The sequence below is a fragment of the Paraglaciecola aestuariivivens genome (assembly GCF_052983255.1).
This window is the reverse complement of the sequence record NZ_JBRKBA010000010.1, coordinates 1-17,392: the sequence shown is the minus strand read 5'-3', so window position 1 is coordinate 17,392 and position 17,392 is coordinate 1. Positions and strand designations below refer to the sequence as shown.

At 41.5% G+C, this 17,392-nt stretch carries 16 protein-coding genes; 13 read left to right on the top strand and 3 right to left on the bottom strand.

Translation table 11 applies throughout. The features are described from left to right. The 6 genes from ACVCDT_RS13795 to ACVCDT_RS13770 all read left to right on the top strand — a co-directional run bounded on the left by ACVCDT_RS13795 (window position 1) and on the right by ACVCDT_RS13770 (window position 6,819). Window positions 1-621: an anthranilate synthase component II gene (locus ACVCDT_RS13795; RefSeq protein ID WP_447133372.1), complete on the top strand. Its 621-nt coding sequence runs from the start codon at window positions 1-3 to the stop codon at window positions 619-621. Between the two features lie 182 nt (window positions 622-803). Further along, a complete protein-coding gene (locus tag ACVCDT_RS13790) occupies window positions 804-1,970 on the top strand; it encodes an HDOD domain-containing protein (RefSeq protein WP_447133371.1) in 1,167 nt (388 codons plus the stop codon). 255 nt (window positions 1,971-2,225) lie between these two features. After that, window positions 2,226-3,431 (top strand): aspartate aminotransferase family protein, encoded by a 1,206-nt coding sequence (locus ACVCDT_RS13785; protein ID WP_447133370.1) that lies wholly within the window; start codon window positions 2,226-2,228, stop codon window positions 3,429-3,431. A gap of 25 nt (window positions 3,432-3,456) precedes the next feature. Then, window positions 3,457-4,485 (top strand): arginine N-succinyltransferase, encoded by a 1,029-nt coding sequence (astA, locus tag ACVCDT_RS13780; RefSeq protein WP_447133369.1) that lies wholly within the window; start codon window positions 3,457-3,459, stop codon window positions 4,483-4,485. 10 nt (window positions 4,486-4,495) lie between these two features. Further along, window positions 4,496-5,968 carry a succinylglutamate-semialdehyde dehydrogenase gene (gene astD / locus ACVCDT_RS13775; RefSeq protein ID WP_447133368.1) on the top strand — a complete coding sequence of 491 codons (1,473 nt, stop codon included), beginning with the start codon at window positions 4,496-4,498 and terminating at the stop codon, window positions 5,966-5,968. A gap of 26 nt (window positions 5,969-5,994) precedes the next feature. Then, on the top strand, window positions 5,995-6,819 hold the full coding sequence (locus ACVCDT_RS13770) for a DUF1338 domain-containing protein (RefSeq protein ID WP_447133367.1): 825 nt from the start codon (window positions 5,995-5,997) through the stop codon (window positions 6,817-6,819). Window positions 6,820-6,890: 71 nt separating this feature from the next. Here ACVCDT_RS13770 and erpA read toward each other — a convergent pair whose 3' ends face one another. Together erpA and ACVCDT_RS13760 are read right to left on the bottom strand one after the other, a co-directional pair. Next, window positions 6,891-7,235 (bottom strand): iron-sulfur cluster insertion protein ErpA, encoded by a 345-nt coding sequence (erpA, locus tag ACVCDT_RS13765; protein WP_447133366.1) that lies wholly within the window; start codon window positions 7,233-7,235, stop codon window positions 6,891-6,893. Between the two features lie 70 nt (window positions 7,236-7,305). Then, window positions 7,306-8,013, bottom strand: coding sequence for a DUF6776 family protein (locus ACVCDT_RS13760; protein ID WP_447133365.1), 708 nt, complete (start codon window positions 8,011-8,013; stop codon window positions 7,306-7,308). 172 nt (window positions 8,014-8,185) lie between these two features. Here ACVCDT_RS13760 and ACVCDT_RS13755 point away from each other — a divergent pair, with 172 nt between their 5' ends. The 7 genes from ACVCDT_RS13755 (at window position 8,186) to ACVCDT_RS13725 (ending at window position 17,196) form a co-directional block, all read left to right on the top strand. Then, window positions 8,186-9,862, top strand: a complete 1,677-nt coding sequence (locus ACVCDT_RS13755; RefSeq protein WP_447133364.1) for a chloride channel protein — start codon at window positions 8,186-8,188, stop codon at window positions 9,860-9,862. A gap of 13 nt (window positions 9,863-9,875) precedes the next feature. Continuing rightward, window positions 9,876-10,304 (top strand): CopD family protein, encoded by a 429-nt coding sequence (locus ACVCDT_RS13750; RefSeq protein ID WP_447133363.1) that lies wholly within the window; start codon window positions 9,876-9,878, stop codon window positions 10,302-10,304. 171 nt (window positions 10,305-10,475) lie between these two features. Beyond that, window positions 10,476-11,030: a GTP cyclohydrolase I FolE gene (folE, locus tag ACVCDT_RS13745; RefSeq protein ID WP_447133362.1), complete on the top strand. Its 555-nt coding sequence runs from the start codon at window positions 10,476-10,478 to the stop codon at window positions 11,028-11,030. Between the two features lie 130 nt (window positions 11,031-11,160). Next, the gene (locus ACVCDT_RS13740; RefSeq protein WP_447133361.1) at window positions 11,161-12,201 is read left to right on the top strand and encodes a 5'-methylthioadenosine/S-adenosylhomocysteine nucleosidase family protein; all 1,041 of its coding nucleotides are present in this window, start codon (window positions 11,161-11,163) and stop codon (window positions 12,199-12,201) included. A 68-nt stretch (window positions 12,202-12,269) separates the two neighbouring features. Further along, window positions 12,270-13,187 (top strand): ABC transporter ATP-binding protein, encoded by a 918-nt coding sequence (locus ACVCDT_RS13735; RefSeq protein WP_447133360.1) that lies wholly within the window; start codon window positions 12,270-12,272, stop codon window positions 13,185-13,187. Then, window positions 13,187-14,353 (top strand): ABC transporter permease, encoded by a 1,167-nt coding sequence (locus tag ACVCDT_RS13730; protein ID WP_447133359.1) that lies wholly within the window; start codon window positions 13,187-13,189, stop codon window positions 14,351-14,353. The genes ACVCDT_RS13735 and ACVCDT_RS13730 overlap by 1 nt, the downstream gene beginning before the upstream one ends. Before the next feature lie 305 nt (window positions 14,354-14,658). Next, window positions 14,659-17,196 carry a zinc-dependent metalloprotease gene (locus tag ACVCDT_RS13725; protein ID WP_447133358.1) on the top strand — a complete coding sequence of 846 codons (2,538 nt, stop codon included), beginning with the start codon at window positions 14,659-14,661 and terminating at the stop codon, window positions 17,194-17,196. Between the two features lie 103 nt (window positions 17,197-17,299). Here the strand turns inward: ACVCDT_RS13725 and ACVCDT_RS13720 are convergent. Further along, the coding region (locus tag ACVCDT_RS13720; RefSeq protein WP_447133452.1) for an IS3 family transposase at window positions 17,300-17,392 on the bottom strand (93 nt) is incomplete at its 5' end.

Genomic DNA, 17,392 nt, shown 5'->3' with positions numbered 1-17,392 from the left:
ATGTTATTGTTGATCGACAATTATGACTCATTTACCCACAACCTAGCTCGATACTTTGTCGAGCTAGGTCAAGACGTGTTAGTAAAACGTAACGATCAACTTAGCTGCGCTGATATTAAAGCCTTAAACCCCGAATTTTTGGTGTTTTCTCCCGGCCCTTGTACACCAGATTCTGCTGGCATTACGTTAGACGCCATTAAAACCTTTGCCGGTCGCATCCCTATGTTGGGAGTGTGTTTAGGCCATCAAGCAATAGGTCAAGCCTTTGGTGCTAAAGTCATAGGGGCTAAACAAATAAAACATGGTAAAACGTCCCCTGTAGAACATACTGATTCGATCTTATTCAAAGGGGTAGCAAATCCATTTACCGCGACTCGTTACCACTCATTAGTGCTAGATCAAGCCACTATCCCTAAAGAATTTACTATTAGCGCATGGTGCCGTGATCAAACACAGCCCAGTGCTAGGCAGCAAGATGGAGTGGGTTTAATTCAAGATGAGGTGATGGCCATAGAACATAAAAGCTTAGCTATTTATGGTGTGCAGTTTCATCCCGAATCCTTGCTGACCGAGTTTGGGCATAAAATATTGGATAATTTTCTTACAGGAAACGGCCAATAACGCGTAAAAAGCTTGAGTTAATAACAGATTACAAAACAAATGTAGTATAATTTTTCCAATATTGGCTAAAAAGCCTTAGTTAATCAAAAAGTAAGCTTAACTAAGTAGTAAAAAGACATACAGTGCCTGCACTGTTTGTGTGTGCTAAATCAGATCAACAAAACACAAGAAAAAGATAATTAATGAGTAATTCAACCAACATAGAAAGCTTAGTTAAACAACGTTGTGAGGCGTTATTTTTAGATGCTAAAGCAGCCCAATTGATGGTGCAAAATGCCGGTAAACCAGCAATGAGCGTGGTTGAAATTGAACAAAGTAAAACTTCTCGTTCGCTGTTACGTGTTGAAAAACTTGCCATTCAAGAAAAAGATCTGAACATAAAATCTAACCTAAACTTTCTTTCTACTATTACCTCTCAGTTAAACGTAGAAGTGGCCAAACGTGTTGAAGAAGCCATACAAGACACAGAAAACCTATATTCCAAAGTCATAGGCTTAGATAAAGCACTACCTGAATTACTCGACTCAGTTTCGGTTAAAGCCGCCACCATTTCAAAAATAGAGCCAATTGCCACTGAGTTACCTTGGTTGTTCAACGATTTATTACGCTTTGTTAACCAGCCCAAATACAGGCGTGTTGATAACAAAGGTAAAGTAGTAGTGGTTGAAACTATGCGTGTGGCCCTCAACTTTTTTGGCTTAGAAAATTTAAGCACTATTATCACCTCACTGGTAATTAAACGTTCACTGCCACAAATCACTGATCCTTACCCACAAATTAAATTAAGAATTTGGGAAGAAGCACTTGCCACGGCTATGGCCACTAAAAAGCTCGCAGCTGTGGTTGGGGTAAACCCAAACAATGCGTTTTGTTTAGGTATGTTGCATGTATTAGGTAAAATCGCCATTACAAGGTTGTACTTTAGACATTTTGAAATTGTGCAAAGGGAAGCCTTGATAGAATCACAAAAGAACAAAAAGCATGAAGAACATGCGGCACTGACTAAAATCAGTCCTGACGGTGAGTTTCTCAATCAACTTATAGATAAACACGCCATGCAAATTAGCGCTAAGCTCATTGAAAAAATGGCCATGAAACGAGTGTTTATAGCCAACGCCATGCGTGAATATGCCGATAATGTTCCGACCAAAGACTTATCAGAACTAGGCTTAGTGTTTAAACAAGGCAAAGCCTATGCACAATACCGCATGTTAAAAAGCCATAAATTAATTGACCTAGAACAATCAAAAGATTTTATCCGCACCTTAAAAATGCCAAAAGGCTCATTAGAAGTGTTAAAAGCCACTGATTTGCGCTCTTTAGACTTAACTCACTCAGAGTCTGCTTAAAAAATTTACAACTTTTTAAGCATATTCATGCAAGTTAAAATTTTTGTTAGTTGACAGGTGATTTGCCTGCGCATCCAGCTAAGAGGCTTAGCCTTGTGGAAGCCGTATTCTTTACTGACTAAATAGTTATTCACTATTCATGCAAAACTAAGAGAACCCCTTTAAAAATGGTACTTTGCATACAGACAATCCTTTAGGCTTCTGCCATACTACGCCTCTTTTTATAGCCAGCAATGAGATAAATGGGGCAATAGTATGAACGTAACTCGCGACTTATTTAATGAGGTAATGGTACCTAATTACAACCCAGCAGCGGTCATTCCCGTGAAAGGCCAAGGTTCACGTATTTGGGACCAAGCAGGCACAGAATATATCGACTTTGCTGGCGGCATTGCAGTAAACGTATTAGGTCATTGTCACCCAGAATTAGTGGCAGTGTTAAAAGAGCAAGGCGAAACCCTTTGGCACTTAAGCAACGTGTTAACCAATGAGCCTGCATTACGCCTAGCCAAAAAATTAACCGATGCCACTTTTGGCGAAAAAGTTTACTTTGCTAACTCTGGTGCCGAAGCCAACGAAGCGGCATTAAAATTAGCCCGTCGTTTTGCTTTAGATAACTACGGCGAACAAAAAAACCAAATTATTAGCTTTAAACAAGGCTTTCACGGTCGTACCTTCTTTACTGTAACTGTGGGTGGTCAAGCCGCCTATTCAGATGGTTTTGGTCCTAAGCCAGGTGCCATAGAACATGCTGATTACAACGACTTAGCTAGCTTAGAAGCAATCATTAGCGACAACACTTGTGCCGTTATGATGGAGCCGCTACAAGGCGAAGGTGGCATCATCAGCCCAAGTGCTGATTTTATAAAAGGTGTGCGTGCTTTATGTGACAAACACAACGCCTTACTTATTTTTGATGAAGTTCAATCGGGCATAGGCCGTACTGGTGAGCTTTATGCTTACATGGGTTTAGGAGTAGTGCCGGATATTTTAACCACAGCTAAAGCTTTAGGTGGCGGTTTTCCAATTGGCGCTATGCTAACGACTACAGAAATTGCTAAGCACCTTAAAATTGGTACTCACGGCAGTACTTATGGCGGTAACCCTTTAGGTTGTGCAGTAGCAGAAAAAGTATTGGATATTGTTAATACACCAGAAGTATTAGCTGGGGTTAAACGCAAAGAGCAGCTATTCCGCGAAGGTCTTGAAGCCATTAATAACCAGTATCAGTGTTTTTCAGAAGTACGTGGCCAAGGTCTATTGTTAGGGGCGGCATTAAACGAAAAGTTTGCGGGTCGTGCTCGCGAATTTTTAGTTGCCTCGGCTGATGAGCAACTTATGTGTTTAATAGCTGGTGCTAACGTGGTGCGTTTTGCTCCGTCATTAATTATCCCAGATGAAGACATTAAAGAAGGCCTAGCGCGTTTTGAGCGTGCCGTGGCAAAAGTCGTCAATGGTTAAGCAACTTTTAAGTGAGTAAGCGAACATGAAAATTATTCGCCCAATCAGGCAAAGCGACTACCAGTATTTGTATAGCATAGCGCAAGAATCTGGTGTGGGTTTTACCTCTTTGCCAGTTAACGACGAGTTATTGCATAGCAAAATAGATAAGTCTATTAAGTCTTTTGCTAGCGATTGCAGCCAACCCAATGACGAAAGTTATTTGTTTGTGATGCAAGATACAGAGACTGGAGAAGTAGTAGGCACCAGTGGCATAGAATCGAGCGTTGGCTTAGACGATGCGTTTTACCACTACCATTTAGGCAAAGTGGTACACGCCTCAAGAGAGTTAAATGTTTACAACACTGTAGACATTTTAACCTTATGCAACGATTACACTGGTGTGTCTGAAATCTGCACTTTGTTTTTAAAACAAAACGCCAGAAAAGGCCTAAACGGCCGACTACTTTCTAAGTTTCGTTTTTTATTCATGCAAGAACACCAAGAGCGTTTTGCTGAAATTATTATTGCTGAAATGCGTGGTATAAGCGATGAGAAAGGCTGTTCTCCATTTTGGCAATGGTTAGAAGAGCACTTCTTCTCAATGGACTTTCCTACCGCTGATTACTTAACAGGCATAGGCCAAAAGCAATTTATTGCAGAGCTAATGCCTAAATACCCAGTGTACGTAAGTTTATTAAGCAAACAGGCGCAAGCCGTGATTGGCAAAGTACATGAAAAAACCAAACCTGCATTGCAGTTACTCGAACAAGAAGGCTTTAGTTGTCGAGGTTATGTAGATATTTTTGATGCTGGCCCAACAGTTGAAGCCAACCTTAAACATATTCGTACGGCTCAAGCGAGCCAACGCAAATCAGTTAAGGTTGTGGCACAGCTTCCAGAGTCAGCCAGTCAGTTTTTTGCGATCAATACTAAAGTAGAAGACTTTAGGGGAATAAGCACTAAGCTTATTAATGAGCAAGATTCAGATGTTGTCTCAATCGACCAAGCGTCAGCAGACGCCCTAAACGTTCAAGATGGCGAGTTTATTCGCTTTGCTCCGACTCATTTCTAGGATTTAATTTATGAATAATCACACGCATTTTATTGCTGGAAACTGGCTTGCTGGCGAAGGTCACGACATTCAATCTATTGATCCAGCCAAAAAAACCAGTATTTGGACAGCTAAGTCAGCCACATCCCAACAAGTGGACATGGCGGTAACCGCAGCTCGTAAAGCTTTTATCGATTGGAGCCGTTTAAGCTTTGATGAACGCTTAGCTTATGTGCAAAAATTTGGCGAATTATTAAAGCAAAATAAAGATAGCCTAGCCTTAACTATTGCTATGGAAACCGGTAAGCCTTTATGGGAAACCGCAACCGAAGTAGGCGCCATGATTGGCAAAATTGCTCTATCTGAAAAAGCTTACCACGACCGCACAGGCTGTGTTGAAAACCCTATGCCAGTGGGTAAAGCCTTTATTAGACATAAACCCCATGGCGTAGTAGCAGTTTTTGGTCCGTATAACTTTCCTGGTCATTTACCTAATGGACACATAGTGCCTGCCTTGTTAGCGGGTAATACTATAGTGTTTAAACCTAGCGATTTAACACCTGTGGTTGCCGAAAAGACCATTGAGCTATGGCAACAAGCAGGTTTGCCAGAAGGCGTGTTAAATATGGTGCAAGGCGAAGTAGAAACAGGTAAAGCCCTAGCCGCACATGCTGGCTTAGATGGGTTGTTCTTTACCGGAAGCTCTCGCACAGGCCGTTTATTACACGAACAATTTGCCGGACACCCTGGTAAAATTTTGGCCCTAGAAATGGGCGGTAACAATCCACTTATAGTCAAAGATGCCAAAGACGTAGATGCAGTGGTGCACGATATTATTCAATCAGCTTTTATCACCTCTGGTCAGCGCTGTACTTGCGCAAGACGCTTGTTTGTAGAACAAGGGCCTGCTGGGGATAAAATTATGGATAAGCTAATTGAAGCCACCAGCAATATTTTAGTCGATGTATATGATGCACAAACCCAACCTTTTATGGGCGCTATGGTATCTAAACAAGCTGCTATGTTAATGGTAAAAGCCCAGCAACAACTTATAGATCTTGGTGCAACCGCTTTAGTTGAGCTACGCCATCTAGATGCTGAATCAGGTTTTGTCAGCCCAGGTATCTTAGACGTAACAGATATAGTGGCTGATATGCCAGATGAAGAACACTTTGGTCCTTTACTAAAAGTCATTCGCTATCAAGATTTTGATGCCGCCATCAACGAAGCTAACAACACTAGCTTTGGTTTATCGGCAGGCTTATTATCGGATAATGAAGCTGACTATCAGCATTTTTACCAACGTATTCGTGCTGGCATAGTAAATTGGAACAGACCTATTACCGGAGCTAGCGGTGCCGCACCATTTGGTGGCATTGGCGATAGCGGAAATCACCGAGCCAGCGCCTATTATGCCGCTGACTATTGTGCTTACCCAGTTGCTTCAGTAGAGCTAGAAAAAACCACCCTGCCGGGCACCTTGAGTCCTGGTTTAACTATCTAACCCTTTGTAAAAGAGTATTACGCGCGATGCACACCGAGATTGACACTTTGTTTGACCATTTATGGCAAGACTACTTAGCTATTACCCCTTCAGCGGAGAAAGTTCACGCGCTGTTAGGAGCCAAGGAGTCAGCTAAAACGGCTGATCAACAGCAAAAATTGGAAAACGACCATATAGCGCTACGTACTTTTGGGATTGATAAAATTAGCTTAGAAAAATTGGCCGCGCACTTTATTGCCTTAGGGTATAGCGAGCAAGGCCAATATGACTTTGCTGAGAAAAAGTTACGAGCTAAGCATTATGAACACCCAGATACCAAACAGCCTAAGGTGTTTATTAGTGAATTAATAGTCGAAGAAATGCCTGCAGAAGTACAAGCCATCATTGCCAAAATGACAGGCCAAATACCAGACGACATCGCCACTCGTGATGACTTTTTGTATTCAGGTACGCATTGGCAGGTAAGTGCTCAAGATTATGACACCTTAGCCGCACATTCTGAATATGCCGCGTGGATGTCAGCATGGGGATTTCGTGCCAATCACTTTACTGTAAGTTTAAATAACATGCAGTACTTTGAGTCGTTAGCACAGCTTAACGAGACCTTGAAAGAAGCAGGCTTTATCTTAAATACCTCAGGTGGAGAGATTAAAGGTGGCCCAGAGGTATTGTTAGCCCAATCTTCTACTATGGCCGACAAAATTGAAGTGCAATTTTCAGATGCTAAAAAGCCAGTTCCTAGCTGTTTTTATGAATTCGCTCAGCGTTATGCCAATGCCTCGGGTCAGTTGTACCAAGGCTTTGTTGCTGCATCTGCAGATAAGATTTTTGAAAGTACCAATATTCAATAAGCTTATTTAGCTTAGAAAAATAAAAAGCCAGTCTATAGACTGGCTTTTTTGTATCTTGATATCCGCTGTCACTAAACGGTAAATGAAGAGCCACAGCCACAAGTTGTTGTAGCATTAGGGTTGTTCACTAAAAAGCGCGAGCCTTCTAAGCCTTCGGTGTAATCCACTTCTCCGCCCACTAAGTATTGTAAGCTCATAGGATCAACCACAAGGGTCACTTCATTTTTCTCTATAGTGGTATCGCCATCATTCACTTTTTCATCAAAAGTAAAGCCGTACTGAAAGCCTGAGCATCCACCACCTGTTACATAAACACGTAATTTTAAGTTTGGATTTTCTTCTTCTTGTACCAATAATTTGACCTTTCTTGCCGCAGCATCAGAAAACTCAATAGGTAAGGCGGTTTGCACTGTCATATATTATCTCATTTAAAAATCGAAAAACCCGAATAGGGTGAATTATCCAGTACCTGACCATTTTGGTCAACTATTCGACGCTAGTATTTGCCCAATCAAATACAGTCGTCAGCTCGCCTTTTTTGCGCTTAAATTGAAAAATTTCAGCATGCACAGATACTTGCTCTGGTACAAAGGATTCTGGCAACACTATTTCGCCAGCTATTACCTGAAAATATTTAAAACTAAATGACAATTTTTCACGCTGATCGGCAATTAATAATGGCGCCAAAGGGTATTGTTTGGCTTTACCATTTTCGCTGCCAATCAACACAACTTGTAAACTGCCTTTCACGGTATTCTTAGTTTGTTCTTGTTGCATTAAGACGAGTTCGAATCGGTAAGCGCGATCACTCAGTGCTGGAACAACGTTAAAACCTTCAATCAAAAAGCCTTGCTCATTTAACTCTGGCGCCATAACTTGTTGGTAAAAGCCTAGCTGAGTGCGTAAGGCTTTTTCGCGCTCAATGCTTTTTTGCATATCAGCAAAATGTTGCTGTTGAGTTAACTTGGCCACTTCAAGTTCGACCCCTAACACATTGAGATCTTTAGTCAGCCTGTCATTTTCAGTTTTTAAGTTTTGTAGGCTAGATTGTTGCGATGCTATTTTTTGATTCTGTAAGTCAAAATGTTCATTGCCTAACTTGAAGCCTATATACAAGGCAGCCCCTATCCCCCCAATTAATACTAGGTAAAACTGAAAGGCACCCCATTTTTGTTTTAACTCTGCAATCTTCAATCTGCGTCTTCGGCTAGCTAACAATAATCAGGCAGCATAATAGCATTTTGTTTGCAGAAAACCTGCGCTTAATCTTGGCATTTTGTTTTTTAAAGCTTACCGCCTAAGTCTTTATAAAATAACGACTTGTGTTAAGCTTCTGGCTATTCATTGTATGCACAGTTAATTCTTTGTGACCTTAAACGACTTTAGGCGAGAACTTGCAACTCCGCGCACCTCTATTCAATTGTGCATAATAGGAATAGTGGGCGGAATTTTTGCAGCCTCGTTAATTATCTTGTTTCGTTTAACTGTTGAATGGCTACAAATGTTATTTTTAGCCGAAGCCAACCGCTTTGACACCTTATCTGCCAATAGCCGTTTTTTATTGCCTTGTATAGGCGCCATCATAATAGTCTTGATTGCGTATATTACTGGCTTTAAACACTACCGTATGGGTATTCCATTTGTTATCCATAGAGTAAAACACTACTTTGGCCATATCCCATTTCGCACCACAATCAATCAATTTTTTGGCGGGGCCATTGCCTTAGTGTGTGGTTTTTCAGTGGGACGCGAAGGACCCTCTGTGCACTTAGGCGCATCTGGCAGCAGCTTTTTTGGGCAATGGTTAAAGTTACCCCATAACAGTATTCGTATTTTATCTGGCTGTGGTATTGCCGCTGGTATTTCGGCTTCTTTTAATACGCCTTTTGCTGCAGTCATTTTTGTGATGGAAGTTGTGCTGCGTGAATACAAAATTCATATTTTTATTCCGGTTATGTTAGCTGCAGCAGTGGGCAGTGTGTTAACTCGCATTGTGTTTGGCGAAGCTCAAGAGTTATTCACAATACAATTTCATGAATTTAGTCGCTGGATCTATTTGTACCTGATTTTGTTTGGCATTTTATTAGGCTGTTTAGCCACCTTATTTAACCGTTCTTTAATGGCTGTGATACGCGGTTTTGGGCGGATTAATATGGCCAAACGTTTGCTCATTGCTGGTGTTATAACCGGTGCCGTAGGTTATATCTTGCCCGAGTCCTTAGGCGCGCACTTTTATTCGGCCCACGAATTTATCGAAAAACATGCCGAGATCCAGATGTTAATTGCTGTGATAGGGGCAAAGTTTTTACTAACAGTAATTGCCATAGGTTTAGGGATCCCTGGCGGAGTGATTGGTCCTGTGTTTGTAATTGGCATGTTAAGTGGGGTGTTATTGGCCACGCCTTTAGGGCTGTTTATGCAAGATACCAGCGAATTATTTGGTAGCTTTTCATTATTAGGCATGGCGGGGCTTATGACCGCGGTGATCCACGCGCCTTTGGCGGCTTTATCGGCGGTGATGGAGTTGTCTTACAGTACTGAACTCATCTTGCCTACTATGTTAGTTATAGTGCCCGCTTACGTGACCTCTACCCAGTTCTTAGGTAATAGTTCGATTTTCACCCAACAATTAGATCACCAAAAGCTGCCTTATCGCACCTCTTCAGTATTAGATTCATTGGAAAAAACAGGGGTGCTGGCAGTCATAAACCAAGATATTCAGGTGTTTGACAACGATAATGAAAAGCTTATGCAAGCCTTAGATGACCCGCAACATGGCGCCATAGTACAAAAGCAGCAGCAAGACCAAAAAGTTAGCTTTGCTTTAGTGGAGTACGACGGGGGCAAAGATAGCGAAACTTTACGTTTAACTCACACTCCCATGCGTGGCGTTAACTTTCAAGCGACCCTAGCTAAGGTATATCGTATACTAGAAGACAATCGTAAGGGTGCTGTGTACATCTACGCAAATAGCAAAGATGACATCATAGGGGTAGTCACCTGGAAAACCTTAAGGCAACACCTTCACTCGGCTAATTTTTAAATAAGGGCAAAGAATGACACTGCTTTGGGTAAAAGCCTTACATATCTTTTTTATGCTTGCTTGGATGTCTGGGCTGTTTTATTTACCTAGGTTGATGGTGTATCACGCTCAATCTGATCATCAAGCAGTTAAAGACCAATTTAATATTATGCAAAGACGACTGTGGCTCTTTGTGACCCCCTTTGCATTGTTAACCTTATTTTTTGGGCTGTGGTTAATTTATTTATACGGCATGCAGTGGTTTGTGGCGGCTAAATGGTTACACATAAAGTTGAGCTTAGTTTTACCCTTGTATCTTTATCATGGCTATCTATATGTTTTAATCAAAGACTTTGCCAACAATCAAAATCGACACTCTGCACGTTTTTATCGGTTTTTAAATGAATTGCCGGTATTAGTGGTATTGGCCATAGTCTGTTTAGCTGTGGTTAAGTATGTGTAATTTAAGACATGCTGGCATTGCCCTCAGGCAAACAAGCTAGGTTAGATCAATATTTTGCAGCTTTGCCCTATTTAATACCAAGCAGATAAAATGTTAGTATTGGCCAATTCAAATACAAGCTTACGCAAAGGTAACTTGTATCTACTTCATTTTTGCAAAGAGCCTTATTAGATGTCAGATAAATTAGCCGGTCACTATTCAGAAATCCTTTCCATACTTGGTGAAAATGTGAACCGTGACGGCTTAGTCGATACCCCACAGCGGGCCGCTAAAGCCATGCAATTTTTAACCGACGGTTATCAAAAAGAGCTAAAAGACGTGGTTAACGATGCCATATTCGAAGCCGATACCGACGAAATGGTGATAGTCCAAGATATAGAGTTTTATTCTTTATGCGAACATCACATGCTGCCTTTTATTGGTCGTTGCCATATTGCTTATTTACCGCAAGGCAAAGTGCTAGGCTTATCTAAATTTGCGCGTATTGTTGATATGTATGCCAGACGTTTGCAAATTCAAGAAGGCTTAACTAAACAAATCGCTGATGCTGTGCAACAAGTCACTGGCGCAAAAGGCGTAGGGGTTATTATGGAAGGCAAGCACATGTGTATGATGATGCGTGGTGTGCAAAAGCAAAACTCTTCTATGATCACCTCAGTAATGTTAGGTTCGATGCGAACTTCAGACGCCACCCGTAACGAATTTTTACGCCTTATAGGTAAATAGTCGAACTCAATTTTACCTAGTACGCTGCGAGTTGAGCGTAAGGCAGCAAATTAAGTACCGATAATTTGCGTAGCAGATAATGGCTGCGCCTTGTTGTTTATTGGCCTAATTAACAACATAGGACGCCCATATGCTTAGTAAATCCTTGTGCTCGTGGCTTTACATTTTTGCTTTTTCTTGGTTAACAATAGCGTGCACCCAACTGCCCCCTGCTCCCGAGAACAACAGCTCATTTGGGCCTAAGTCCTTTCATCACAGCCAAAAATTTACCGCTATTGTGGCGGCTTACGAACCAGAAATAAACGCCATCAATCAGGCGTTTTCTGTGTTGCCTAACGCTCAAATTGAACAAACCCTTAGTTTCAAAGGGGTAACTTACCAACTAGGCAAGTATCAATCAGAACCAGTAGTAATTTTTACCACAGGGGTAAGTGTGCCTAATGCCGCTATGACCATGCAAATGGCACTGAATTATTTTCCCATTAAACGGGTGATTATGATGGGCATAGCTGGTGCGGTGAATCCCATTTTTAACCCTGGCGACATTGCGGTACCAGAACGCTGGTATTTTCATGATGAGTCTGTGTATGTTAATCCCAATCCGCACAAATCAGGCGAATACATTTTGCCGGATTACTACCAACACGCCCTAGATACTTATATTGATAGACAAAAAACCGATCCCCATGCGCCTAATTATAAAAATTTTGGTTTTATTCATCCCGAAGAAATGGCGGTAATCAAACAAGGATGGGACGCGCCTAAACAAATGCCTTATTTTAGCGCCACCCCTTCACTTATTGCTCTGACTCAGCAAGCCATTAAAGCTGTCACTCCTATTCGCATGCCATCTGGCAATCCCATAAAGATTCAGGTTGGAGGCAATGGGGTGACCGGCTCAGTATTTTTAGATAACGCCGATTATCGCGAGTGGCTGCAACAGGTCTATCAAGCCCAAGTAACAGAAATGGAATCAGCTGCCGTAGCCCAAGTGTGTTTTGTTAACCAAGTGGATTGGATTATTATTCGTTCAATAAGTGATTTAGCCGGTGGCCAAAAAGGTAAGAATCAAGAAAACGTGTTTGATGGCATTGCTTCTGGCACAGGTACTAAGTTATTGATTGGCTTGCTAAATGAGATTGAAAAACAGAAAACTCCAGTAACAAATTAACGGTAGTATTTGCATATTTATCCTGTCCTATTCGAGCTAGACTAAGCGCAGAATAAAAAGGAAGTACTATGCAACTCAAAGTTCAAACTATCAGTAAACACTACGGCGATTTAATCGCAGTGGATAATCTTAGCTTCGAAGTTAAATCTGGCGAAATGTTTGCACTACTCGGCCCAAATGGCGCGGGTAAATCTTCTACCATTCGTATGTTAATCGGCCTTACCTATCCTGATAAGGGTCAGTTGGAGTTTGTAGACCAACAAGGTCAACAACACAGTTCACTTTCCAGTGACACTTTTGGCTACTTGCCAGAAGAGCGCGGGCTTTACCAAGAAAGTAATTTACTGGATACCTTGATCTACATGGGCCAACTAAAAGGCATGAGTAAATCCCAAGCAGCTATACAAGCCGAACAGTGGTTAGACAGCTTTGACTTATTAACACGTAAAAAAGATCCGCTTAAAAGCCTGTCTAAAGGCAATCAACAAAAAGTGCAATTAATTAGCGCCATTATTCATCAACCTAAAATTGTGTTTTTAGATGAACCTTTTTCTGGGTTAGATCCAGTAAACCAAGAAAAAGTCATGCGCTTTTTTGAGCAACTTAAACAACAAGGCACCACCATTATTTTTAGTGCCCATCAAATGTCTTTAGTAGAAAAATTGGCTGATAGGTTTTTGTTGATGGATAAAGGTAAAGCTGTGTTATACGGCAATTTACAAGAGATCCGAGACAATGCTCAACTAGGTAGCAAACTAACTGTAACCTTTAGTCAGGCTTTACCTAGCCAGCAATTTACTTTGTCTGAACAGATTTTGGCGGTCAAAAATATTGATAGTCACATTTTACAATTTACTTTAGCCCCCCAGTGTCATGTCCCGCAGTTTTTGCAAACCTTGTTAAGCGAATACCAAATTGAAAGCTTGCAATCGACTCAACCAAGCTTACACGACATTTACCTAAATAGTATTCAAGGAGCAGCATAATGGATAAGGTGCTATTAGTCGCCAAATGGGAATTTATGCGTAACTTCAAGTGGAAACAAGAAGTAATAGGTTACCTATTAATGCTAGTCATTTACGCTACTATTTTTGCAGTGCAAATGTGGAATCAAAACAGCAGCCAAAAGGTTATTAATATTGCAGTCATTGGCCAATTAGAAACCCAATTGGCCAACAAGTTTGTCATTAGCGAATTGCCCGCACAAACAGATGATCAAGCTATTTTCGCTCAGATTGAGGCACTTTCTCTTGATGGCGTGTTAAAAATACAGCCTGATGCTCATTACAGTTTGTACATAGAACAACAAAGTGAGTGGCAAAACGAATTAGAACAAGCCTTAAAAGATGCCCATCAAACTCAAATGCTAAGCAGTATGCAAATGAGTCAGGCTCAATTAGAAAAATTACAAAACCCTATCACTATGACCTTAGTGAATCAGGCCGAAAGCGTGATTGGCAGTAATGTAAAAATGTTAGGCATTTTGGCGGCAATATTAAGTGCCACAGCGGTATTAACCAGCTTTGGTTTATCTCTCACCTCTGTCACCCAAGAAAAACAACATCGTATTACCGAACAGCTATTAACCTGTATCAACCACCAGCAGTGGGTAGATGGCAAAGCCCTAGGCTTGTGTTTAGTTAGCCTAAAAAGTTTAATCACCACCAGCTTAATGATGTTAGTGATATTTACCGGCATAGCGGTGTTTTCTGCTGACGGAGAGGCCTTAGTGAGTGTTTCAGTGTCGGTCATGGCGCAGATATTACTCTTTTGTGTAATAGGTGTGCTGTTTTGGAATTATTTCTTTGTAGGCTTTGCCGCCACCATAGACGACCCCAACCATTCGGGCAAAACTGGATTAATGTTTTTGCCCATGTTGCCAGTGATGTTGGTGTTTATGGTTATGGGCGAACCCAATGGTCAAGTGGCTAAAGTATTGTCGTTATTTCCACTCACTTCTATTAGCTTTATGCCAATGCGAATTGCCTCTATGGACGTGCCAATTTGGCAAGTGGGCTTGTCGATTGTGTTTTTATTTGGTGGTTTGTACTACGTCAGACTTTTTGCTACCCGAGTATTTAGAGCCAATATTACCCTATTTGGTAAAGAGCCTGGCTGGGCAGACATTTGGCGTAGCATGTTAAAAAGCTAACTCGCTTGTATCTCACTTGGCATGTCAAATATGTAAAAGCCGTTTGGCATGCCTTTTAAGCAAAAATGCTTACCCTCTGTAAACCAGCTAAACACGCCGCAAAGCTTTATCACCAAAAAAACTTTATTAGTCTCACTGTTATTTTTGATGCTCAGCTAACACTCACAGACAAAATTGCTTACAAATCTGATTTAGCCTGTGTTGAATCCTCTAGTTTAAGCCGCTAAGCTGATGGCCAAAATCCGAATGTTTTATTGCGATTTCTTTCTTAGTAAACATCCCAAAAAAACCAAAAGAGGTGACTGATGTCCCAAAAGCGCTCCCTATCCTGTGCCGCTAATTTATTAGCCGTTATTGGCTTAAGTTCGTCTACAGCTGTATTTGCATCGGTAATTTCCGAAGCCGAACCTATCTCTGAGGCAGTATTTGCCCAGCAAACCCAGCTCTCAATGTTAAAGACAACCCCCGAGGCTAGCCTGCAAGACAAAGAAGACGAGTCTGATGAAAAAGACGAAAAAGGCAAAAAGAGTGACAAAGAAAAGCCTAAATTTAAGCCTTATACAGATATCATTAAAAAAGACGCTTTAACTAAACATGGGGTGTTTACCACTCACTTAGTAAACGGCAAAGTATATTTTGAAATTCCCCAAGCCCAATTAGGTCGTGAATTTGTTTGGCAAATTAAAGTAGCCGGTATTCAAACCCAAAAAGGCACCATAAGCGCTGATTCAGCTCGCCAATACGTATATTTTGAACGCATAGATGATCATTTATTATTGCGCGCCCGCGACTACTCGGTGATTTCTCACCCAGAAGAGCCAGAGACTTTTGTGGTTAATGCGGCCGACCTTGATGCAGTACTAATGAAATTACCCATAGTCACTTTTGGTGAAAACCAAACCCCTGTGGTTGAAATGAGTGATGCCTTTTTAGGAAAAATTAAAGGCCTTGAGGGATTACGCGAACATAAAATGAATGCCAAAGCCTCCTTAGTAAAGAATGTAAAAGCCTTTGAACGTAACGTAGAAGCCCGAGTGTTGGGGCAGTTTACCCATAAAGTGGATAAAAAAGACCGCCAAGGTAAAACCAAAAAAGTTGATGAGCATGTAACCGCAGAAATTCGTCACTCTATCTTGGCCTTACCCGATACTTTAATGAAGCCACGTTACTTTAACCACAGAGTGGGCTTTTTTGACGCTCAATATAAAAATTACACTGGCGACAAAAACAAAGTACAAACCAACCGCTTTATTAAACGCTGGCGTTTAGTTAAAAAAGATCCCAATGCCGAGCTTAGCGAGCCAGTTAATCCTATCGTTTGGTATATAGATAGAGGTACACCTACTCGTTATATAGAAGCAGTACGCGAAGGTATAGTATTTTGGCAAGAAGCGTTTGAAAGCGCTGGCTTTAAAAATGCCATAATTGCCAAAATGGCGCCTACAGTGGAAGAAGATCCTAACTGGGATCCAGAAGATGCACGTTATGCCGTGATCCGTTGGGTACCCTCAGAAACCCCTAATGCCCAAGGCCCTCATGTAGCCGATCCACGCACTGGTGAAATTATCGAAGCCGATGTGCGCATGTACCACAATGTCATTAAACTCATTGAAGAATGGTATTTTGCCCAAGCTGGTGCCACCGATCCGCGGGCTAAGTCTTTGCCTTTACCAGATGATGTAATGCACGATTTAGTACGCTTTGTGGTTGCGCACGAAGTAGGCCATTCAATCGGCCTGCATCATAACTTTATTGGGTCGAATGCCTATACAATAGAACAATTACGCGACCCAGAGTTTGTGGCTAAAAATGGGGTAGCCTCTTCGATTATGGATTACGCACGTTTTAACTACGTGATTCAACCAGAAGACGGGGTATCGCCAATAGATTATCAACCTGGTCCTTACGATAAGTTTGCTATTGAATGGGGATACCGCGAATTTCCAGGTAACTTAACAGCCGAGCAAGAAATTGAATTAACCAATAAAATTGCCGATCGCCAGTTAACTCAACCTGAGTTTCGTTGGGACGCCTATTCAGATGGCGCGCGTTTTGATCCGCGCATTCAAACCGAAGACATTGGCAACGACGCAATAGAAGCTACACGTTTAGGTATGAAAAACCTCGAGCGCATCATGCAAAACCTAGTGAATGCTGCCAGCTATGAGCAAGGACAAAGCTTTGACGAAATCAAAGTGGCATACAAAGCATTGGCCAACCAATTTGCCCGCGAAGTGGGCCATGTGACTAAATATATTGGGGGTACAGTGTACCGCCGCGAATTAGCCCAAGGCCATGCCAATGCCCAAGTGTTTGATAGTTTTCCATCAGACAAACAACGTCAAGCTATGGCCTTTATTCAACAACATGCTTTTAAATTGCCTAGCTTTTGGAAAAATCAAGAAGTGTTACAGCGCGTAGGCTACGACTTTTACTTAGAAACTATGGTGAATATAGGTAAGCGTCAGATTAACCGTTTAACTTCAGCTCAACTATTAGACCATTTAGCTAAAAATCAAGCTGCCGGTTTAGAGGTATACGACCCTGTTGCATTAATGAATGATTTACGTGCTGGCTTGTTTGAAGAAACTAAACGCCGTAAACAATCAGTCACAGCATACAGACGTCAACTACAAGCCCATTTAGTTAACCAGCTAATTGCTGCGCTAGATGCCCCGTCTAAAGGCAAAAAGGCCATCAGCGAAGACTACCGCTCGTTAGCCCGCAGTGTGCTTGCTAGTCTTGAGAAAGACTTAGACAAAGTGGCAGGTAATAAGAATATGACCCAAATTCATTACCAAAACTTGCTAGCCAAAATTAGCAAAGCCCTAAGCGTAGAATAACAGTGACAAAAGGTGTTAATTGCAACAAGCAAGCACACCAGTAAATCACAGCTAAATCAAAGCCCTCAAACTTTGAAGTGACCCCGTAAAGTTGGACTCATTTCTAAGCGGCTACCAAGGCCTGATTTCGATATGCTATCGGACTCAGGCCTTTTAGTTTCAGCTTAATTCGTTTGTGATTGTAATATTTTATATA